General features: G+C 64.8%; 18 protein-coding genes. 8 read left to right on the top strand and 10 right to left on the bottom strand.

Annotated features, from left to right (window positions below; all coding sequences use genetic code 11):
* Positions 1-80: 80 nt before the first annotated feature.
* The 3 genes from ACP4XC_RS10515 (at position 81) to ACP4XC_RS10505 (ending at position 2,988) form a co-directional block, all read left to right on the top strand.
* Positions 81-1,211 (top strand): serine hydrolase, encoded by a 1,131-nt coding sequence (locus ACP4XC_RS10515; RefSeq protein WP_427174911.1) that lies wholly within the window; start codon positions 81-83, stop codon positions 1,209-1,211.
* Between the two features lie 681 nt (positions 1,212-1,892).
* Positions 1,893-2,528, top strand: coding sequence for a matrixin family metalloprotease (locus ACP4XC_RS10510; RefSeq protein ID WP_427174910.1), 636 nt, complete (start codon positions 1,893-1,895; stop codon positions 2,526-2,528).
* Positions 2,529-2,694: 166 nt separating this feature from the next.
* Positions 2,695-2,988 carry a protein-tyrosine phosphatase family protein gene (locus ACP4XC_RS10505; protein ID WP_427174909.1) on the top strand — a complete coding sequence of 98 codons (294 nt, stop codon included), beginning with the start codon at positions 2,695-2,697 and terminating at the stop codon, positions 2,986-2,988.
* 19 nt (positions 2,989-3,007) lie between these two features.
* Here the strand turns inward: ACP4XC_RS10505 and ACP4XC_RS10500 are convergent, their stop codons facing one another.
* Together ACP4XC_RS10500 and ACP4XC_RS10495 are read right to left on the bottom strand one after the other, a co-directional pair.
* Positions 3,008-3,970, bottom strand: coding sequence for a 1-phosphofructokinase family hexose kinase (locus tag ACP4XC_RS10500; protein ID WP_427174908.1), 963 nt, complete (start codon positions 3,968-3,970; stop codon positions 3,008-3,010).
* Positions 3,971-4,001: 31 nt separating this feature from the next.
* The gene (locus tag ACP4XC_RS10495; protein ID WP_427174907.1) at positions 4,002-5,186 is read right to left on the bottom strand and encodes a cytochrome P450; all 1,185 of its coding nucleotides are present in this window, start codon (positions 5,184-5,186) and stop codon (positions 4,002-4,004) included.
* 145 nt (positions 5,187-5,331) lie between these two features.
* On the opposite strand from ACP4XC_RS10495, the gene ACP4XC_RS10490 reads away from it, so the two are divergent.
* Positions 5,332-6,660 carry a nicotinate phosphoribosyltransferase gene (locus tag ACP4XC_RS10490; RefSeq protein WP_427174906.1) on the top strand — a complete coding sequence of 443 codons (1,329 nt, stop codon included), beginning with the start codon at positions 5,332-5,334 and terminating at the stop codon, positions 6,658-6,660.
* Positions 6,661-6,750: 90 nt separating this feature from the next.
* Positions 6,751-8,763: a M3 family metallopeptidase gene (locus ACP4XC_RS10485; protein WP_427174905.1), complete on the top strand. Its 2,013-nt coding sequence runs from the start codon at positions 6,751-6,753 to the stop codon at positions 8,761-8,763.
* A 149-nt stretch (positions 8,764-8,912) separates the two neighbouring features.
* On the opposite strand, the gene pdxS is transcribed toward ACP4XC_RS10485, so the two are convergent.
* The 6 genes from pdxS to ACP4XC_RS10455 form a co-directional block, all read right to left on the bottom strand.
* Positions 8,913-9,839: a pyridoxal 5'-phosphate synthase lyase subunit PdxS gene (gene pdxS, locus ACP4XC_RS10480; protein WP_427174904.1), complete on the bottom strand. Its 927-nt coding sequence runs from the start codon at positions 9,837-9,839 to the stop codon at positions 8,913-8,915.
* A gap of 197 nt (positions 9,840-10,036) precedes the next feature.
* A complete protein-coding gene (gene pgsA, locus ACP4XC_RS10475) occupies positions 10,037-10,675 on the bottom strand; it encodes a phosphatidylinositol phosphate synthase (RefSeq protein WP_427174903.1) in 639 nt (212 codons plus the stop codon).
* Entirely contained in the window at positions 10,668-11,258 is a 591-nt protein-coding gene (locus ACP4XC_RS10470; protein WP_427174902.1) for an HIT family protein, read from the bottom strand. Before ACP4XC_RS10470 ends, pgsA begins: the two co-directional genes overlap by 8 nt.
* A 22-nt stretch (positions 11,259-11,280) precedes the next feature.
* Entirely contained in the window at positions 11,281-13,290 is a 2,010-nt protein-coding gene (thrS, locus tag ACP4XC_RS10465) for a threonine--tRNA ligase (RefSeq protein ID WP_427174901.1), read from the bottom strand.
* Between the two features lie 133 nt (positions 13,291-13,423).
* Complete coding sequence (locus ACP4XC_RS10460; RefSeq protein ID WP_427174900.1) at positions 13,424-16,942, bottom strand: DNA polymerase III subunit alpha; 3,519 nt, start codon at positions 16,940-16,942, stop codon at positions 13,424-13,426.
* A complete protein-coding gene (locus tag ACP4XC_RS10455; RefSeq protein WP_427174899.1) occupies positions 16,939-17,271 on the bottom strand; it encodes a DUF6504 family protein in 333 nt (110 codons plus the stop codon). The genes ACP4XC_RS10460 and ACP4XC_RS10455 overlap by 4 nt, the downstream gene beginning before the upstream one ends.
* Before the next feature lie 154 nt (positions 17,272-17,425).
* Between ACP4XC_RS10455 and ACP4XC_RS10450 the strand changes: the two genes are divergently transcribed.
* On the top strand, positions 17,426-17,812 hold the full coding sequence (locus ACP4XC_RS10450) for a hypothetical protein (RefSeq protein ID WP_427174898.1): 387 nt from the start codon (positions 17,426-17,428) through the stop codon (positions 17,810-17,812).
* A 62-nt stretch (positions 17,813-17,874) separates the two neighbouring features.
* On the opposite strand, the gene ACP4XC_RS10445 is transcribed toward ACP4XC_RS10450, so the two are convergent.
* Positions 17,875-18,201, bottom strand: coding sequence for a chorismate mutase (locus ACP4XC_RS10445; protein ID WP_427174897.1), 327 nt, complete (start codon positions 18,199-18,201; stop codon positions 17,875-17,877).
* A 14-nt stretch (positions 18,202-18,215) separates the two neighbouring features.
* On the opposite strand from ACP4XC_RS10445, the gene ACP4XC_RS10440 reads away from it, so the two are divergent.
* A complete protein-coding gene (locus tag ACP4XC_RS10440) occupies positions 18,216-18,638 on the top strand; it encodes a VOC family protein (protein WP_427174896.1) in 423 nt (140 codons plus the stop codon).
* Between the two features lie 42 nt (positions 18,639-18,680).
* Here the strand turns inward: ACP4XC_RS10440 and ACP4XC_RS10435 are convergent, their stop codons facing one another.
* Positions 18,681-19,430, bottom strand: coding sequence for an SOS response-associated peptidase (locus ACP4XC_RS10435; RefSeq protein ID WP_427174895.1), 750 nt, complete (start codon positions 19,428-19,430; stop codon positions 18,681-18,683).
* A gap of 183 nt (positions 19,431-19,613) precedes the next feature.
* Here ACP4XC_RS10435 and ACP4XC_RS10430 point away from each other — a divergent pair, with 183 nt between their 5' ends.
* Entirely contained in the window at positions 19,614-19,871 is a 258-nt protein-coding gene (locus tag ACP4XC_RS10430; protein ID WP_011692168.1) for a mycoredoxin, read from the top strand.
* The last annotated feature ends 179 nt before the right edge of the window (positions 19,872-20,050 follow it).

Genomic DNA, 20,050 nt, shown 5'->3' with positions numbered 1-20,050 from the left:
GCAGCACTAAGGGATGGCTGCCAGTGTGACCGGCATCCTCAGCGGCCCCACCGCCTCCGTCCGGGACGGGGGCGTCAGCGGTGCCATCACGCATCAGGATTCTGGGCGCGCTGGGAGCAATCGTGCTCCTGACGTCAACTGCCGCCGTCCACGCCTCGGTCCACGTCCTGCCGCAGCCGGCGTCACAGGCGGCGCCGGCCGCGCAGGCCGCGCCGGCCGCGCCGTTGATTACCGCAGGCGCGGAGAAATCTTCGACGCCGGCTCAAGGGACAGTGGCCCCGACGCCTGCTCCCGAGTCCGGGCCGCCAGCGGAATCCACGTCCACACCTTCATTTCCGGCAACACCGGCGCCGGCAACACCGGCGCCGGTGACATCGGCGCCGGTGACATCGGCGCCGCCCTCAGCGGGCCAGTCCGCTGCTCCGGTGGCGAACCCGCCGAGCCCGGCCGGGGGGGCCGCTGACCCGCCGTCGGAAGGGGCCGCCGTCGTTCCGCCTCCCGAAAGCGAAGCAGTTGAGGCCGGACCGGATGCCGGACTTGACGCGCAAATCACCGGCATCATTAACGCAAACAGCACGTACCAGGTGGGGGTGGCCCTGATTGACTTGTCCGACGGCGTGGTGCATGGCTACGGCGTCACAGACAAGTTTGTGGCGGCAAGTACCGCCAAGATCCTGGCCGCAGCAGCCTACTACCACCTTGCCGAAACCGGCGTGGTGTCGCTGGCCGCCCCCATGGCCGGTTCCACCGCCGCCGTCCGCATCCAGCAGATGGTTCAGCAAAGCGATAACCAGGCATGGGACCTGGTGGTGGGCGGAATCGGATACCAGGCGCTCGACGACTACGCAGCTTCGCTGGGGATCGACTACTACAGGCCGGCAAACCTGCTGACCCCGGAAGAAACGGCCATCACCCTGGAACTGCTATACACCGGTCAACTTCTGAACGAGACCCACACGGAGCAACTCCTGTCCTACATGCAGGACACCAACTACGAGTCGCTGATTCCCGCCGCCGTGCCGGCGGGCATCGAAGTCTTCCACAAGTACGGACTGCTCAATGGCTACCTGCACGATGCCAGCATTTTGGCGCAAGGCACCAACGCATACGTCTTCGTCGTGTACACGCTGGGGCAGGACACGAACGACATCCCTGCCCGCACGTGGATCATCCACCAACTGACGCAGGCGGTGGTGGCCCACCTCTTCTAGCAGCATTCAAGGCCGGGGCGCGGGGGCAGTCGGCGGGCTTACAGCCCTCCGGGCCTGAAGCACTTCCGGGCCTACAGCACTTCCGGGCCTGAAGTGCCCGGCCGTGGCCACACGCCGGCTAGTGCCTGAGCATCTCCTGTGCGTCCTGCGGTCCGACGAAGTGGCATGGGCCCCCGTGCCGGAAGGGCAGCAGGCATGTGCGCCCCGTTGCTAGATGGACGTTGCCACAGCGTCCGGCCCTCGCCACGTCTTCCCGGACATGGATGTTGCTGATGTCAGAGCGTTCCTGAACAAAGCCGTGTGACCGGAAAGTAGAGGTGGGGCTCAATTCCTGATCAACCATCTCTTGTGCGACTCCTCGCTGAATCTTTGTTCCGCTGAATCTGTGCTCCCAGGGCGCCTGTCCGGCAGATAAGGGACAGCCGTGTCGCTGATACCTCGTGGGTATTAACAACGTTACCGGGGCGCGGCATGGGGGTAAACAGGCAGTTTCGGCGTCCAACCGGCGCGCGTTCAGCGACCCGTGGCCGGTTCTGCGCGGCGCCTCAGAATTGCGAACGGGTCGGGTCTGCAGTGCTTCCCCCTCTCCCGGGCAAGCTAAGGGGATCATTCTCCCGGATTGCTAAACTGGTGGAAGTATCCACTCAGTTCGCGTGAAGTCGGGGAACACTCATGGGCGGTATGCGCTTTCTCAGCGTGGTGGTACTGGCCACTGCAATGGCGGCGACGGCGTGCACGGCCCCTACCTCCCCTGTGTCCCCCACGGCGCCGGTTCCGCCCGTCACCGCCAGGCAATGCCTCGCGCCGGATAACGCCGTTCAACAGGATGTTTCCTCCCGGGATTCGCCGGAGAAGCCCTGGCCGCATTCCCCGGGCACCGAGGTTACGGTCAACTTCGAAACCAGCGCACTATCGAACCGGTATGCGGATCTTGTGCGGAAAGCGACCGGGATCTGGTCCCAAAGTCCGTGCATCCAGGCAGTCCCGGTTGCCACCTGCCCCCCAAACACAAACTGCATCGCCATCCAGGAGAAGGTGAGCTCAAACGACCGCGGAACGGACGGCGAATTCCGTGGCAGCGGCCGGGGCACGTACCGCGACGGCGGAACGATCACCCTCTATACCGGATTGTTGGACCGGGCCACCGACAACGGCGCCCTGGCCACCATTGTCCATGAGATGGGCCATGCCCTGGGGCTCGTCCACCGCCGGGCCAGGACGAGCGTGATGAACTCGAGCACCAACGACAACACCAACCCGGTCCCGGACGACGTCGACTTCGCGAACCTGTTGGCCATCTATGGAAAGCAGGACTAGTCCGCGCAGGGAACGGAGGAACGTGGACCGCATATGGGAGCCGGGTGAAGGCGTGGTGGTTCTGCCGTCGGGTCGTCAAATTCGAGGGCGCGCGCTGGGTCGTCCGCTTCCGCCTGGACGGCACCCCGACTTTGGCCTCTATCTGCTGGGCGCTGAGCCACCCGGCATGGAGTGGGACGCGAGGTGGCTGCGGTGGCCGGACTTCCGTCTGCCAGCCGACAAACACGACGCCGTGGACGCCCTGACCGAAGCGTGGCGCCGAGCCGAAACCGAACGGGTGGAGGTCGCCTGCCGGTGCGGCCGCGGACGAACGGGCACTGCCCTGGCGTGCATTGCCGTCCTGGATGGCGTACCGCCAGCACAGGCCCTCTCATACGTGCGCCGGCAGTACCCTCGGGCAGCCGTGGAGACGCCCTGGCAGTGGTGGTACATCAAGCACTTTCAGGAGCAGCCGCACTGACCGCCGCCGCGGCAGATCCTCAGGTCAGCCCGGCGGCGAGTTCGGTCTCCAGCCGTTCGACATCCTCCCGGTGGCACAGTTCTGTGGCCGGCGTCATCACGGTCGCACTTCCGGCGGCGACGGCGGCACGGAACGCAGCCTCGGGGCTGCGGCCTTGCGCTATCCGGAGCACAAAGGCCGCGAGAAAACTGTCACCGGCACCCACGGTGCTCCGGACCTGAACCTGTGGCACGGGGAGACGGGTGACACCGGACTTTGACGCGAGCACCGCTCCTTCCCCGCCGAGGGTCAACGCGACGTGTTCGGCGGACCCGTCGGCCACCAAGGCGGAGGCTGCCGCCACCTGGCTCTCGTACGTCTCGAGCGTTGCGCCGAAGTGGAGACCCAACTCCCTCCGGCTTGGCTTGACCAGGAACACCCCCTCCGCCAGGGCCTCGGCAAGTGCCGACCCGGAGGCATCCACGATGCAACGAGCCCCGCGCTCCCGCGCCAGCCGGGCCACCCTCGCGTAAAAGTCCTGTGGAACTCCCGGCGGGAGGCTGCCGCTGGCCACCACGTACCCGCCCACCGGGATCGATCCGGCCACGAGCGCCAGGCAGGCATGCCACTCGGCGTCACTCATTTCGGGCCCCTCGAGCACAAAACGGAACTGCTCCCCGGTGGCCGTCTCGTCCACGGTGAAGTCCTGACGTGTGCTGCCCTGGATCGGCACCACCAACGAGGGAATGCGTTCGGCCTCGATAAGCCGGCGGTAGGCCTCGCCCGTGGGGCCGCCGGCGGTGTAGACGGCCAGCGTCTGCCCTCCAAGCCGCTGGACCACCCTGGCCACGTTCACCCCGCCGCCGCCAGGGTCCAGGCGGCTGGAACCGCACCGCAGCTTATGACCGCTGATGACCCGGTCCGTTGAAGTGCTGACGTCCAGGGCCGGATTCACGGTGAGCGTGAGAATAGGCTGCATCGCCGGCGGGATTGAGGCTTCCATGTGCCAAGCATAGGAGACCTCCGCGGGGCCTTTACCTGTGGGCTGGCTTCCAGGTCACAGGAAGTGCCTTAACGCCGTAGATGATGGTGCTTTCCATCCGCTCGAGCCGCGCGTGAGGCACCACCGCAAGGCCGGGCAGCCGTGTGATCACGGCCTGCAGCGCGATCCTGGCCTCAAGGCGCGCAAGCGGCGCGCCAAGGCAAAAGTGGATCCCCTGACCGAAGGCCAGATGACGGTTTGGGGACCGCCCGGCGTCGAACTGGGCGGGATGCGCAAACTGCCTCTCATCCCGGTTGGCCGATCCAATCCAGGCGACCAGCGGCGCGCCGGCGGGGATGCTGTGTTCCCCAACGGTGGTAGCGGCGGCGGCGACGCGGTACATGGACTGGACCGGCGACCTGTACCGCAGTACCTCTTCGATCGCGGAGGGGAGCAGCGACTCATCCGCGGCGAGGCGCTCGAGGAGGCCCGGCTCTTCGGTGAAACACAGCACCGCGTTGCCGATCAGATTGGTGGTGGTCTCATTCCCGGCCACGAGCAGCAAAGCGCAGAATCCCAGGAGCTCCACCACGCTGAGCCGCTGGCCCTCGATCTCCGCCGCCAGCAGGTTGCTGATCAGGTCATTGCCAGGGCTTCGCCTGCGCTCCTCGATCATCGCCATGAAATACTCGGACATTTCACGGTGCGCGCCGCTTTGGTCCGCCTCCCCGCTCTCCTGGTCATTGGTCGGACGGGTTTGGCTGACAATGACGTCCGACCACTTCTTGAACCGTTCACGATCGGCCGCCGGGATCCCCATGAGTTCCGCGATGACGATCACCGGCAACGGATAGGCCAGTTCCTCGATGAGGTCCATGCTTCCCGCGGGGGCGACTGGACTCAGCAACTCATCGGTGATCTGCGAGATCCGCGGCGCGAGGGCCTCCACTGCACGGGGAGTGAAGGCCTGGGTCACCAGGGAACGCAACTGCCGGTGCCGGGGCGGGTCTGTGTTGATCAAACTGGCCGCGAAAAGCTGCCCGGTCTCCGAAGGATTCTCTCCGGCCATCCTGGAGGAAAAGGTGGCGTGCTCGGAAAGGACCCGCTGCACGTCCTCGTACCGGAAGACATGCCAGAGACCAGTCTCCTGGTCGTAAAAAACGGGGGCGTCGTTCCTCATCGATTCGTAGTGGGGGAACGGATTCAGCGGCTGCTCCACAGCTGGGATGTGCGTCATTGCTGGCCCTTCCTGTTCAGGCGGCGGCTCTTCCGTCCTGGTGACGGACCAACCGCCGAAAGCGACGGGCCGGGGGCCCGTGCAGCTTCCATCATGATAGCGGCGCGCACGTTTTCCGGCGCCCCGCCCCGGCCTAGAGTGAGCTATGAACAACTCTCCCGGGTGGGACCGTCCACGCACCTCGCTGTACACCGATCATTACGAACTGACGATGCTCCAGGCCTCGCTGCATTCCGGGGCCGCCCACCGCAAAACCGTCTTCGAGGCCTTTGCGCGGGGGTTGCCGGACGGGCGCAGATACGGCATCGTGGCCGGAACCGGCCGTCTGCTGGAGGGGATCGCCGACTTCCGCTTCGGGGAGGCCGAACTGGACTTCCTCGCCCGGACCGGAGTGGTCAACGCCGCAACGCTGGACCATCTGGCGGGTTATCGGTTCACCGGCAACATCTGGGGTTATCCGGAGGGCGAAGCCTACTTCCCAAACTCACCGGTCCTGATTGTCGAATCAACGTTCGCCGAAGCGTGCGTGCTGGAGACCTATGTCCTCTCGGTGCTCAACCACGACACCGCCATCGCCTCGGCCGCCTCCCGGATGATCAGTGCCGCCGGCGGAAGGCCCTGCATCGAGATGGGCTCCCGCCGCGCGCAGGAGGAATCGGCACCTGCCGCTGCCCGGGCAGCCGTGATCGCGGGCTTCGCGAGCACCTCGAACCTGGAAGCCGGGCGGCGCTACGGCCTCAAGACCGTGGGCACCGCCGCGCATTCCTTCACGCTCCTCCACGACTCCGAGCGCGAGGCGTTCGCGGCGCAACTGGCCTCGCTCGGGCCCGGCACCACGCTGCTTGTGGACACCTACGACGTCGAGACCGCCGTCCGTACCGCCGTCGAGCTCGCCGGGGACAAACTTGGGGCCGTCCGGCTGGACTCCGGAGACCTCGTCGCGCAGGCCAGGTGGGTTCGCGCTCTTCTGGACAGCCTGGGCAACGTCCACACCAAGATTGTGGTCACCTCGGATCTGGATGAATTCTCCGTCGCCGCCCTTCAGTCTGCCCCCGCTGACTCTTATGGCATCGGGACCGCCTTGGTAACCGGTTCCGGTGCTCCCACTGCCGGCATGGTCTACAAGCTGGTCAGCCGCACCAACAACGACGGGGAGTTCGTTCCCGTGGCCAAAACGTCCAAGGCCAAGATCAACGTGGGAGGCCGCAAGCACGCACTGCGCAGATTCGATGACACAGGAGTGGCCACGCACGAGGTCATCGGGGTGGGCCGTCTCCCCGATGACGGCGGGCACGGGCGCCCGCTGCTCCGCCAGTTCATGGAACATGGTGAGATCATCCCGGGCTGGACCGGCGCGGAAGCCGTGGCCCGCGCGCGGCAGCGTCACGTGGACACCATGGCCGAACTGCCGGCCGCGGTCAACCGGCTGCAGCACGGCGAGCCTGCCATCCCCACCATCTACGAGGCGGGCTGATCACCGCACGGCAGGCCGGGGACCACGGCGCGCCGGGGACCGTCACCCCGGACCGTTGAGAACGAATGCCCGGCATGAAAGTGTTGCTTCATGACCAATCCTCTTCTGACTGCCAGTCCCCTGCCGTTCGGGCTGCCCCCTTTTGCCGACATCGAGGAACAGCATTACGCCGAAGCCGTCCAGGCCGGACTGGACCAGCACCTCGCCGAGATCCAAGCCATCGTGGACAACACCGAAGCACCGAATTTCGAGAATACGGCGCTGGCCATGGAACGGGCGGGACAGCTTCTCCAACGCGCCGCGGCCGCGTTTTTCACCCTGGCGTCCGCTGATGCATCGGAGGGCATCAAGAGCCTTGAGACCGAGCTGTCTCCCAAGTTCGCCGCCCACGATGACGCCATCTACATGAACCGGAGGCTGTTTGACCGGTTTGCCGCAATCGACACGGCCGGACTGGATGACGAATCCGGCCGCCTCGTGGCCGAGTACCTGAAGGAGTTCCGCCAGTCGGGCATCCAACTCGACGACGCCGGCCAGGAGCGGCTCAAGTCCGTTAATGCCGAGCTTTCCCGGCTTGGCACCGAGTTCGGGCAGCGGGTCAAAGAAGCCATGAAGTCTTCGGCTCTTCTGCTGGACAGCGAAGAGGATTTGGCCGGGTTGCCCGCCGACGACGTCGCCAGCGCCGCGGAGGCGGCGCGGGCGGCAGGCCACCACGGTAAATACCTGCTGACCCTGATCCAGCCGAGCAATCAGCCCGCCATGGCCTCGCTGGACAACCGTGAAGTCCGCAAGTGCCTGTATCTGGCATCCATCAGCCGCGGCAGCAGCGGAGGGGAACTCGACGTCAGGGAGCTGGTGAAATCGATGGTGGCGCTCCGCGCCGAAAAGGCGGGGCTCCTCGGATTCGCCAACTATGCCGAACTTACGGTGGACCGCCAGACGGCGCCGGATTTCGGAGCCGTTCAGGGCATGTTGAGCCGGCTTTCACCCGCAGCTGTCCGGAACGCGGACTCCGAGGCCGCGGCCCTGGCGGAGGTCGCCGGACACCCGCTCGAGGCCTGGGACTGGGCCTATTACTCGGCCAAGGTCCGGCAGGAGCGCTACGAAGTCGACGAACAGGCCCTCCGCCCGTACTTTGAGCTGAACCGGGTGCTGACTGATGGTGTCTTTTTCGCCGCCACCGCTCTCTACGGCATCACCTTCCACGAGCGTCCCGATCTGCAGGGTTATCACCCCGACGTCCGGGTCTGGGAGGTGCGCAATGAGGATGGCACGGCGTTGGGTTTGTTCCTTGGCGACTACTACGCCCGCGAATCCAAACGCGGCGGGGCCTGGATGAACTCACTCGTGGATCAGTCCGGGCTGCTGGGGACCAGCCCGGTGGTCATCAACAACCTCAACATTTCCAAGCCTCCAGCCGGTGAGCCCACGCTGCTGACCCTGGATGAGCTGCGGACCGCGTTCCACGAGTTCGGCCATGCCCTGCACGGGCTGTTCTCCAAGGTCACCTACCCGCGGTTCTCCGGGACGTCGGTGCCGCGTGACTTCGTGGAATACCCGTCGCAGGTCAACGAAATGTGGATCATGTGGCCTGAGGTTCTGGCCAATTACGCCCGGCACCACGCCACCGGTGAGGCGCTGCCCCAGCCGGTCATTGACAAGCTCAACGAGTCCCAGATGTGGGGCGAGGGCTTCGGGACCACCGAGTACCTTGGCGCGGCCCTGCTGGATCTTGCCTGGCATGTGCTGGATGGAACCGGGATCCCGGATGACGTCCTGGAGTTCGAGGCCAAGGCTTTGTCAGCGGCTGGGGTGGCGCACAGCCTGATTCCGCCCCGTTACCGCACCGGCTACTTCCAGCACATCTTCGCTGGCTCCGGCTACGCCGCGGGCTACTACTCGTATATCTGGAGCGAGGTCCTGGACGCCGACACGGTGGAGTGGTTCAAGGAACACGGTGGGCTGAAACGGGTGAATGGGGACTTCTTCCGCGCGGAACTGCTCTCGCGCGGCAACAGCCGCGACCCCCTTGACTCCTTCCGCAGCTTCCGTGGCCGGGACGCGGACCTTGGGCCGCTGCTGAAGCGCCGCGGCCTGGAATAGCCTCGCCGCCCTCCCAACTGACTGGCAGTTGATGTCGCCAAATGGAACTTTCGCGACATTAACTGCCAGTTAGTTGGGTTAACGTACGACGCCGGGCCGCCACCTTGTGGGGTGACCGCCCGGCGTCTTGGTTTTAAGCCTTGCTGCTGCTACCAGCCGCGCTCTGCGAGGCGGTGCGGCTGCGGGATCTCGTCCACGTTGATGCCCACCATAGCCTCGCCCAGGCCGCGGGAGGCCTTGGCGATGACGTCCGGGTCATCGTAAAAGGTGGTGGCCTTTACGACGGCGGCGGCACGCTGGGCCGGGTTGCCGGACTTGAAGATGCCCGAGCCGACGAACACGCCGTCGGCGCCGAGCTGCATCATCATGGCGGCGTCGGCCGGGGTGGCAATGCCGCCGGCGGTGAACAGGACCACGGGGAGCTTGCCGGTGGTGGCGATTTCCTTGACCAGTTCATACGGGGCCTGCAGTTCCTTGGCGGCAACGTACAGTTCGTCTTCCGGGAGGGAGGCAAGCTTCAGGATCTCCGCGCGGATCTGGCGCATGTGCGTGGTGGCGTTGGAGACGTCTCCCGTGCCTGCCTCGCCCTTGGAGCGGATCATGGCAGCACCCTCGTTGATGCGGCGCAGTGCCTCACCGAGGTTGGTGGCGCCACAGACGAACGGGACGGTGAAGTTCCACTTGTCGATGTGGTTGGTGTAGTCGGCCGGGGTCAGGACCTCGGACTCGTCGATGTAGTCCACGCCGAGGGACTGCAGGATCTGCGCCTCCACGAAGTGGCCGATCCGGGCCTTGGCCATGACCGGCACGGAGACGGCGTCGATGATCGCCTCGATCATGTCCGGGTCGGACATCCGGGACACGCCGCCCTGGGCGCGGATATCGGCGGGAACGCGTTCGAGCGCCATCACGGCAACGGCACCGGCGTCTTCGGCGATGCGCGCCTGCTCGACGTTGACGACGTCCATGATGACGCCGCCCTTGAGCATCTCCGCCATGCCGCGCTTGACGCGCTTGCTGCCCGTGACGCTGCTGGCGGTCGAGCCGGCTTCGTTGCTTACATCAGGTGTAGACACAAAAACCCCTATGGGTAGATAGACGTTACGTTGATCCGGTTTTTGATCCGGTGCGGCGGCACGGAAAAGCCGTTCGCACTCACCGGATTGCCGGATCCATTGACCAGGTACAGCTAATACTAGTCCCCCGCCGGGACGCGATTGAATTCGCGTTACCCGGGCTGGGCCGGCGGGTCCAACAGCCTGCCGGATGGCGGTCAGGCCGCCTGCTGGGACGTGCTTCCGTTGTTCTCGCCCAGGGACTGCCGGTGCACGGTGGTGATCCGCTGGACCACCGTCACCAGGCTGGCTGCGGCGAGCAGGATAAGGGTGACCAGCAGTACGGCGCTCGGCAGTCCAAGTCCGGTAAATCCGGTGACCACCAGAACTGAAACCAGCCTCTCGGCACGTTCTGCGATTCCCACGTTGGCGTGGAAGCCCAGGGCTTCGGCCTTGGCCCGGGCGTAGGAGACCACCATGCCAAGCACCAGGCAGAGGACGGCGGCGATGGCTATGGCTTGGTTGGCTCCGCCGGTGAAAAACCAGACGGCGAGTCCGGCAAACAGGGCTCCGTCAGCTACCCGGTCCAGGGTGGAGTCCAGGAAATTTCCCCAGCGGCCGCCCCGTTCCTGCATCCGCGCCATGATGCCGTCAATAACGTCCGAGAAGATGAAGGCTGTGATGAAGATGGTGCCCCACCACAGCTGGCCCAGGGGATAGAAAACAAGCGCTCCCACCACCACACCGGCTGTGCCGACGATCGTGATCGCGTCGGGTGATACACCGATCTTGAGCAGCCACCGGGCAAGCGGGGAGAACAGTGCGGTGAAGAAACCGCGGGCATGCCTGTTAAGCATGTTCGTCCTCCGGCCACACCTGGGCGACCTGTTGACGCACCTCGCCGAGGGTCTGCGTGATGGCTTTCGTTTGCGCGATGATGGGGAAGAAATTACCGTCGCCGCCCCAACGCGGGACCACGTGCTGGTGCAGATGGCCCGCTATCCCCGCGCCGCCGGCCACCCCCTGGTTCATGCCGAGATTAAAGCCGGCGGGATTGGACACCTTGCGCAGGACCCGCATGGCGGTCTGCGTCAGTGCTCCGAATTCGGCCGTTTCCTCCACCGTCAGGTCCGTGTAGTCGGGCACATGGCGGTAGGGGCAGATCAGGAGGTGGCCGGGGTTGTACGGGAACAGGTTCAGCACCACGTAGCAGGTGCGGCCCCGGTAGACGATCAGCGATGCCTCATCTGCGCGCTCTGGGGCAATACAAAAGGGGCACTCCGACTGGTCCTTGAACTGGTGCTGACCGCCCTTGATGTAGGCCATGCGGTGCGGGGTCCACAGGCGCTGGAATGCGTCCGGAACGCCGGCGAGACCAAAGTCATCGGTCACATCGTCGTCGCCCGGGTATCCCCCGCCTGCGCCTGTGGTGTCCTGCACGTGTGCCGCCCTTCCGGTTCTGCTAGCTGGTCCGGTTACGCACGGCGTCGACAATGCGCTGCACAGCCTCGGCCACCGGTACGCCGTTGTCCTGGCTGCCGTCGCGGAAGCGGAACGAGACCGCGCCGGCCTCCGCGTCGTCACCGCCGGCGATCAGAACGAAGGGAATCTTGTCCTTGCTGGCTGTGCGGATCTTCTTGGGGAAGCGGTCCGAGGAAATGTCCACCTCGGCGCGGATGCCGGCCGCCTTGAGCTGGCCCACGACGTCGAACATGTACTCATTGAACGCCTCGGCCACCGGAATTCCCACCACTTGGACGGGAGCCAGCCAGGCGGGGAAGGCTCCGGCGTAGTGCTCGGTGAGCACGCCCATGAACCGTTCCACGGAGCCGAACAGGGCACGGTGGATCATCACCGGGCGCTGTCGGGTGCCGTCGGCAGCCTGGAATTCGAGCTCGAACCGTTCGGGCAGGTTGAAGTCCAGCTGGATGGTGGACATCTGCCAGGTGCGGCCCAGCGCGTCCTTGGCCTGGACGGAAATCTTGGGGCCATAGAAGGCGGCTCCGCCCGGATCCGGCACCAGCTCAAGGCCGGAGGCTTCGGCCACCTCGGCCAAGGTGCGGGTGGCTTCATCCCAGGTGGCGTCGTCGCCTACGAACTTCTCCTCGTTCTTGGTGGAAAGTTCAAGGTAAAAGTCGTCCAGCCCGTAGTCCTTGAGCAGACCGAGGACGAAGTTGAGCGTGGTGGTGAGCTCGTCCTTCATCTGTTCGCGGGTGCAGTAGATGTGGGCGTCGTCCTGGGTCATGCCGCGCACCCGGGTGAGTCCGTGCACCACGCCGGACTTCTCGTAACGGTAGACGGAACCGAATTCAAACAGCCGCAGGGGCAGCTCGCGGTAGGACCGTCCGCGGGAGCGGAAGATGAGGTTGTGCATGGGGCAGTTCATCGGCTTGAGGTAGTAGTCCTGGCCGGGCTTGCGGACGGTGCCGTCCTCGTTCAGTTCGGCGTCGATGTGCATCGGCGGGAACATTCCGTCCCGGTACCAGTCCAGGTGGCCGGAGACCTCGTAGAGGTGGCCCTTGGTGATGTGCGGGGTGTAGACGAACTCGTAGCCGGCGTCAACGTGTCGCTGGCGGGAGTAGTCCTCCATGGCCTTGCGGATGATCCCGCCCTTGGGGTGGAACACCGGCAGCCCGGAGCCCAGCTCATCGGGGAAGGAGAAGAGGTCCAGTTCCGCGCCGAGCTTGCGGTGGTCGCGGCGCTCCGCCTCGGCAATGCGCTCCTGGTACGCCTTTAGGGCGTCCTTGGTGGGCCACGCGGTGCCGTAGATGCGCTGCAGCTGCTGGTTGTTCTGGTTACCGAGCCAGTAGGCGGCGGAGGAACGGGTGAGCGCAAACGCGTTGGAGATCAGCTTGGTGTTGGGCAGGTGCGGGCCGCGGCACAGATCGCACCAGACGGTGTCCCCGCTCTTGCGGTCCACGTTGTCATAGATGGTGATGTCGCCGGCACCCACCTCAACGTTGACGCCTTCTCCGGCCTCGGCGGCGTCGTTCTTCCTGCCCAGGAGCTCGAGCTTGTAGGGCTCCTCCTTCATCGCCTCGCGGGCCTCGTCTTCGGAGACAACCCGGCGGACGAACTTCTGGTTCTGGTTGATGATCTTCTGCATCATCTTTTCCAGTTGGCGGAGGTCTTCCGGGGTGAACGGCTCGGCGACGTCGAAGTCGAAGTAGAAGCCGTCGGTGATGTAGGGGCCGATCCCGAGCTTCGCGTCGGGGCGCAGCTGCTGCACGGCCTGGGCCATGACGTGGGCGGTCGAATGCCGGAGGACATTGAGCCCGTCCGGAGACTCGATGGTGACCGCCTCAACTTTCGCGTCGTCGGGCAACGGCTGGTCAAGGTCTTTCAGTTCGCCGTTCACACGGGCAACAACCACGTCACGGCGCTCAAAAAAGAGTTCCGCGCCGGTTGTCCCGGTAGTCACCTTGGTCTCTTCGCCGTCAACGATGAGGGTGATCTGCTGGGCTTCTGACACGGGTGTCTCCTATTCAAAGTTAAGGCTTCGTAGCTTGTGGCATACGGGGACCACAGCCAGCCTCGTCCATGCTATCGGTTCCGCGATGGGCCGACCAACGCGGCTCGGACGGCATCGGGGGGATGAACGGCGGTCAGCCGCCAAGGCCGGTAATGGCGAGATTGCGGTTGATTCCGTCCAACGGCCCGGGTAACCGCAGGCGCGGATCCCAGGGATCTGCGGGTTGTTTGTCCGGGAAACACGGTTTGTCCGGAAACGGCAAAGTTTCGGTGCGGCTCAGGTCCCACGCCATGCTCGCACTGATGCTGATGCCCCGAGGCCCGGTACGGCGGGTGTTCCCGCGGATAAGGAGCAGCCTGGTTCCGAACAAAAGGGGGCCCGCCTGTTCCTGCGCCTCGTGGAAAAAGACCGAGTCCACGCACCCTGTTCCGTCATCAATGCTGATGAACACCACCCTGCGTCCACCCCGCATGGGTGGAGTCTGGGTGGCGATACGCACGCCGGCCACCAGGACTTCAGAGCCATTGCGGAGACTCAGGAGTTTATCCGCAGTGGTCACTCCCAACCGGTCCAGCAGGGGCCGGTGGCTTTCCATGAGGTGCTCGCTGACATCAACCGCCATCAGGTCGAGTTCGGCCCGAACGGTTTCCACCCTGGTGGGTGCGGGAAGTTCCGCCTTCAGGTTTTTCAGCTCAACATCCCCCAGGGGGAGGGAGAGTTGGCCCTCAATGACGTCAAGGCCCTTCCGTCCCGGACGGTTTTGCAGGTTTTGCAGGTGCTGGACAAGATCGGCCCGGTTGGCGGCTCCCCCGGCTTCGCGGTGCAGTGAGTCGAAGGCGCCCAGTTGGGCCAGTCTCTTGATGCTTGGCTTGCTCAGCCTGGACCGTGCGCGCAGATCTGCCAGGGAGTCATAGGGCTGTCCCGCCACAATCCGCTTCAGTTCAGCGCCGGACAGCCCATAGATGCCGTTCAGACTCAGCCGGATCCCCAGCTTGCCGCGGTCCGGGCCGGTGGTCACACGTTCCACCCCGTATTCGGCCCGGCTCCTGTTGATGTCGAGGGGAAGGATGGGTATCCCCAGCCGGCGTGCTTCGGCCACCAGGAGGCGTTTGGGATACATGCCGGGATCGTGCTCCCAGAGCCCGGCCAGGAACGCCTCCGGATGGTGGGTCTTCAGCCACGCCGACTGGTAGGTGGGGACGGCGAAAGCCGCGCCATGGGCCTTGCAGAAGCCAAAGCTCCCGAAGGCCTTAAGAGTCCCCCACACTTTGTCCACCACTTCCGGGCTGTAGCTCCTGGCCCGGGCCTCCCTGCGGAAATATTCCTCCACTTTCGGTTCCAAGCCCTCATTTCCCAGGGCACGCCGGAATTCGTCGGCCCGGGCCAGGCCGCACCCCGTCATCACATCGAAGGTCTTGAGGATTTGTTCATGGAAGACTGTCACGCCGTGGGTCTCCTGCAGCACCGGTTTCAGATCCGGATGAGGATAGACCTCCGGCGCGAAGCCGTGGCGGTGTTCCAGGAAGGGCCGCACCATGTCCGACTTCATCGGCCCCGGACGGAACAACGAAATATCAATGATGAGGTCGTTGAACTCCCGCGGTGCCATCTTGCCGATCAATTCCCGCTGCCCGGGGGATTCAATCTGGAAGCAGCCCAGGGTGTGGGTGCTCCGGATCAGCTCGTAGGTGGGTTCGTCGTCCAGCGGAACGGCATTAAGGTCAATATGCCCATTGGCAGCAATGTAGTCAGGACCACTGCCATCCGGGCCGGTGGGGTGCGAGCCGGCGGCCACCACCTCGGCCTTGGAGGGGTGCAGACGGATGACTTCCCGGACTGCGAAGGCCATGGCGCTCTGCATCCGAACCCCCAGGACGTCGAGTTTCAGCATGCCCATCGGGTCCATGTCGTGCTTGTCGAACTGGCTCATGGGCAGGCCTAATCCGCTGGGCTGGACAGGGGTCCGGTCCAGCAGCGTGGCGTCCCCCAGAATCACGCCGCAGGGATGCATGGAAATGTGCCGTGGCAGCCGGTCCAGCCGTTCCGTGAGGTCCACCAGCAGGTCCAACTGCTGGTTCTCCGCAAAATCGCGTTGCTCCACCCGGTCCGCGAATTCCTTCAGCTCCGGTTTTTCCACCAGGGCCTCACGAAAATTCCGGGCCGAAAAACGCCACAGCTGCTTGGCTATTTCGCCAATATCGCCGTCATCCATGCCCAGGGCAAGTCCGGCATCACGGACGGCACCGCGAGCGCGGTAGCCGTTTTGCATACTCATCAGCGTGACACGCTCCGCGCCGAAGCGGTCAAAGATCCGGCGGTACACGTTATGCCGTTCAGCACTCTCGACATCAATATCGATATCGGGAAGGGTGGCCCGGTCCCGGGAGAGGAACCGTTCGAAGATGAGGTCGTGCTGCAGCGGATTCACCTGGCTGATATCAATCAGGTAGTTGACCAGGCTCGAGGCACCGGAACCCCTGGCTGCGGCCCGGACACCCATTTCCAGGATCATCCGGGAGACCTCTGCAACCGTAAGGAAATAGGCGGCGAACCCCAGGTTCGCGATGATCCGCAGTTCATGTTCCAGCCGGGCGCGCATTTGGGCCTCGGCTTGTCCGGCGATTCCCGGGAACCTCCGGCCGATGCCCGCTTCGCAGCGTTCGGCCAGTTCCACGAGGGGATCACCGGCGATGCCTATCACCGAGGCTTCAGGGACAACCGGCTGTTTCCACCCCATGTCGGTGACGGGATCCATGCGGCAGCGGTCCGCGAGCGCCTCTGTTTGAGCCAGCAGTCGTTTGAGGTCCACCGCCCCATACCCTGCGGCGTGAATGATCTCCTTGCCCACCTGAAGCATCTGGGCCGCGGATTTCAGCCAGGCCTGGCCATTGGGCTGGAGCAGCGGTTCCGCAGACAGTTCGGGCAGTGACTTCAAGGTGCGGGCGGAGTCCAGGACATCCGCTGTGGCGGCGCCGTCCTCGGCGCAATATCGCACCGCGTTGGTAAGCACCGCTGGGGTCCCATGCTCGGCGGCCAACTTAAGCATGCGCACGGCGTGGGCGGTGCTTAGCGGCCGGCCGGGGGCGCTCAGCTGCGACACCACCTCGGCCACCACGGTTCCCTTGGGCATGGTGTCCAGCCACCGTTTGAAGAGGGTCCGCGGGCGCAGGTATCGCCTGCCGCCCATGGCCCTGCCGACGTCGGAATCCGGCCCGATCAGTACCGTGAGCACAGGTTCAAGGGTTTCCGGGTGGAGGGTGCGTGAGGCGAGCTCGGCCCGGGTTACGCCAACTGGAACCACTCCCCCGGCTTTGCCCGAGGTGCGGGCGTGCGCATCTGAAATCAGTCTGCAGAGTGCCCGGTAGCCGGCTCCGTTGGTGTGCCCGTGGGCCAGCACAACGACGCGGCCCGCAAGCTGGGTGCGGAGGTCGCCGTCGTCGTCGAAGACCGCAAGATCAACTCCCACAATGGGGTCAATCCCGGCTGCCATGCAGGCCTTGAGGTGCTTGACGGTGCCATACAGCCCGTCGCGGTCAGTGCAGGCAAGTGCCGTGGCGCCATCGCTGGCTGACACCTGCGCCAGTTCATCGGGCCAGGAGACGCCATAGTGCGCGCTGAAGGCCGTGGAGACGTGGAGATGGGTAAAGCTCATGCTGTGTTGGGCCGGAGGGCGTCGTGGATCCGCAGGAGCCTCCAGCGCCCGCTGCTGATACTTCTGGTGAGATCCAGGGTGAGGGGTTCCGCCGGCTCAGTTTTTGCCAGATTCCCGGAGGGCCGGACCTGAACGCGCCAGATCTCGTGGTCCACCAGGCCTGGCCCGGTGCCCAGCGGGGCACGGGTTTCCTCGGCCCACCACTGGCGGCGTTCATACCAACGGAGGGGCTCGGCGCAGACGGTGTAGTGCCGCCCTGACCATCTCAGTTCCAGGGGCTGGCCTTCCGGGGTGCACAGAACGTCCACCCCCTCGCTGAATAAGCCCATCGGCACCTCCCCGGAACGCCCGCCTGCCCGAAGCGGGGCAGGGCTGACAATGATTGTTCGAATATATCTTCGAATAATTCAAGTCTACGCCGGAGCAATGACAAAACCTAGATCAGGGGTGGACGCACGCCGATGCAGGTAGCAGGATTGGGACATGAGCTCCCACGAAGCACTCCTCAAGCACGTAAGCATCGCCGCCAAGGACTCAACCCTGGTGGCGACGTTCGATATAGACGGAAACATTCCCGGATCGGGCGCCTACGTGGTGGGGCTCGTGGCAGCCACGCCGGACCATTCGCATCAACGCAGGATGGGAATCGAGTTCATGAACGGCGAGGCCGTGTCCTTCTACTGCTTCAGCCATGACGGCACGGAGGAGAACTTTGACCTCAAGGGGGTGGAACATTCCGGGAACACCATCACCGGAAACTTCCCGATTGGAACGGTATTGGGTCTGCCCAAGGGGCACCTTATGACCGCATTCAGCGACGCTGACGGCCGCGGCTACCAGGCCAACGTTCCAGTGGAAGAAGCTCTCTGACCAAGGACAGCGCGTGGCCGCGGATACCGGGCAGCGGCAACTAGACCATCAGCCGCGCAATCTCAGCTGCTGGCTTTGTGCACCTTCAGTTCAAGCTCGGTGAACGCCGAGATCATGGCCCGATAGGTCTTTTCCACGATGTCCGGATCGATATCCTTCTTTTCCGCGGCGTTGCGGACGTGCTCGATGACCCGCTCCACCCGGCCGGGCGCCCGGACTTCGGCATCATCGCCCTTCAGCGTTCCGGAAATGCGGATCAGCCGCTCGCGGCGTGCGATCAGCGTGACGATTTGCTCGTCGACTTCATCCACTGCCACCCGGACGGCCGCGAGCTGCTCTTTGTCGGCCTGGGCGTCTTTATCGTGTCCGTGATTTGTGGGCATGTGCATGACAGTATCTAAAGATGCAGCCTCGAGTCGACTTCATTTCACTAGGCGTCCGGAGTGTCGATGCCTCCCGCAGGTTCTACGTTGAGGGCCTCGGCTGGCCGGTCCACCGGGAAGTTCCCGGTGAGGTGGTGTTTATCCAGGCCAACCACGGGCTGATCCTCTCCCTCTGGGACTCGCGCCAGATGCAGGCCGAGGCCCGGGTGAACAGTCCGGCGGGAGTCCCTTGCATCACGCTGAGCCATAACGTGGGCAGCGTGGAGGAGGTTGACGGTGTCATGGCGGAAGCGCAGGGGGCAGGCGCAACCATCGTGGCTCCCCCGAAGACGCAGCCGTGGGGCGGCTACACCGGTTATTTCGCCGACCCCGACGGATTCCGCTGGGAGATCGCCTTCAATCCGACCTGGGCTGTGGATGACAGCGGCAAGGTGACCGTCTGAGGCCGGTGGGCCCCTGAGGCCGGTCAGCCCCCGCTTCCGGTTTTAGAACAAACCTTCCACAGGCCGGATCAGCTCCGGCGAGTCATTGCGCACATTTCCCACAGCGTGGCCCACCGCCTCCACCCTCCACCCGGCGGCGACATCCCTCACCCCGGCACGGACCACATCGACCAGCGCCGCGGCGTCATCGGCGTGGGGGTCCAGCCATGCCCCCATCGATTCCTGGCTCATGGGAAGCGGGACCCGGTCATGCAGGGCCGCCAGCTCGCCGAACACGGCTGACTCCGCGCACTGTGGCGGCGTGTCCGCTGTGAGGATGGACATCGAAAGCATCCACTGACCGGGATCCCCGGCAGCCGCTGAGGGTTCGTTCCACCATTCGCACAACCCCGCGAACACCATGCCGCCGCCCTGTTCCGGTCGGACATAATACGGCTGCTTAGTGCGCCCTTCACCACGTTTCCATTCGTAGTATCCGTCAGCGGGCACGGCGCAGCGCCGCGCCCGGACGGCCTCGCGGAACGCTGGCTTCTCCAGGACGCTTTCGCTGCGCGCATTGATCATCCGCGAGCCGATCGCCGGATCCTTCGCCCAGGAAGGCACCAGTCCCCACCTCGCCAGGCGCAGTCGTCGCACTGCCTTGCCGGCGACGAGCCGCTCCAGCAGTATGGGCACATCGGAGGTGGGCGCCACATTCCATGACGGCGGGATGCTGATCTCCTCATCCAGTTCTGCGTCGAACTGTGCCAGGAGATCACCCACGGCCCTGGCCATCACGTATCGTCCGCACATTGCTCCAGCATGCCACCGCCGCCCCACCGGTTCATAGACGGTCCTCGTCACAGCTAGAGGTTGCCGTGCAAGTGGGCAGCGCCCACGTCCTGTCATGGCCGTTCGAATGCCTGTTCCGTCGCCGTGGAATATGTGCCCTCGGGTTACCGTTGAGAGAACGACACCCAAACTGAGGAGAGCTCCGTGGACTTCACCCCCGAATCCGGCACTATTACCATGTTTTCGACCACCTGGTGCGGCTACTGCAACCGGCTGAAGAAGCAGCTGGACGCCCAAGGCATTGGCTACACCGAGATCAACATCGAGGAAGTCGAAGGCACTGCCGATCTCGTGGAGCAGCTCAACGGAGGAAACCGCACCGTTCCCACCGTCCTTTTCCCTGACGGCACCGCCGCCACGAACCCCTCCGCCGCCGAAGTCAAGAGCCGGCTGGCCGCCTAGCGTTGAGGGGCTCCAGGTCCACGCGACCGGAGCCCCGCACGCGACCGGAGCCCCGCTGGCGCCGCAGCCCCGGAGCCGCCGCAGCCGCGGTGGCGCTGGAGCACAGGGGCGCGCCCCTCGGAAACCCCGTTCGGAAAACGCAACGAGTTGTCCATAGCGCAACAAGTTCTAGAATTTGG

Source organism: Arthrobacter sp. 92, assembly GCF_050260325.1.
In the GTDB taxonomy this organism is placed as follows: Bacteria; Actinomycetota; Actinomycetes; order Actinomycetales; family Micrococcaceae; genus Arthrobacter.
The sequence above is the reverse complement of the archived record's forward strand: the minus strand, read 5'-3'. Positions and strand labels throughout refer to the sequence as shown.

Bases quoted from the DNA above. Each gene is read 5' to 3' on its own strand.
- ACP4XC_RS10510 (WP_427174910.1), top strand. From the start codon at position 1,893: ATGCGCTTTCTCAGCGTGGTGGTACTGGCCACTGCAATGGCGGCGACG.
- ACP4XC_RS10505 (WP_427174909.1), top strand. From the start codon at position 2,695: ATGGAGTGGGACGCGAGGTGGCTGCGGTGGCCGGACTTCCGTCTGCCA.
- ACP4XC_RS10500 (WP_427174908.1), bottom strand. From the start codon at position 3,970: ATGGAAGCCTCAATCCCGCCGGCGATGCAGCCTATTCTCACGCTCACC.
- ACP4XC_RS10495 (WP_427174907.1), bottom strand. From the start codon at position 5,186: ATGACGCACATCCCAGCTGTGGAGCAGCCGCTGAATCCGTTCCCCCAC.
- ACP4XC_RS10490 (WP_427174906.1), top strand. From the start codon at position 5,332: ATGAACAACTCTCCCGGGTGGGACCGTCCACGCACCTCGCTGTACACC.
- ACP4XC_RS10485 (WP_427174905.1), top strand. From the start codon at position 6,751: ATGACCAATCCTCTTCTGACTGCCAGTCCCCTGCCGTTCGGGCTGCCC.
- pgsA (WP_427174903.1), bottom strand. From the start codon at position 10,675: ATGCTTAACAGGCATGCCCGCGGTTTCTTCACCGCACTGTTCTCCCCG.
- ACP4XC_RS10460 (WP_427174900.1), bottom strand. From the start codon at position 16,942: ATGAGCTTTACCCATCTCCACGTCTCCACGGCCTTCAGCGCGCACTAT.
- ACP4XC_RS10455 (WP_427174899.1), bottom strand. From the start codon at position 17,271: ATGGGCTTATTCAGCGAGGGGGTGGACGTTCTGTGCACCCCGGAAGGC.
- ACP4XC_RS10450 (WP_427174898.1), top strand. From the start codon at position 17,426: ATGAGCTCCCACGAAGCACTCCTCAAGCACGTAAGCATCGCCGCCAAG.
- ACP4XC_RS10445 (WP_427174897.1), bottom strand. From the start codon at position 18,201: ATGCACATGCCCACAAATCACGGACACGATAAAGACGCCCAGGCCGAC.
- ACP4XC_RS10440 (WP_427174896.1), top strand. From the start codon at position 18,216: ATGCAGCCTCGAGTCGACTTCATTTCACTAGGCGTCCGGAGTGTCGAT.
- ACP4XC_RS10435 (WP_427174895.1), bottom strand. From the start codon at position 19,430: ATGTGCGGACGATACGTGATGGCCAGGGCCGTGGGTGATCTCCTGGCA.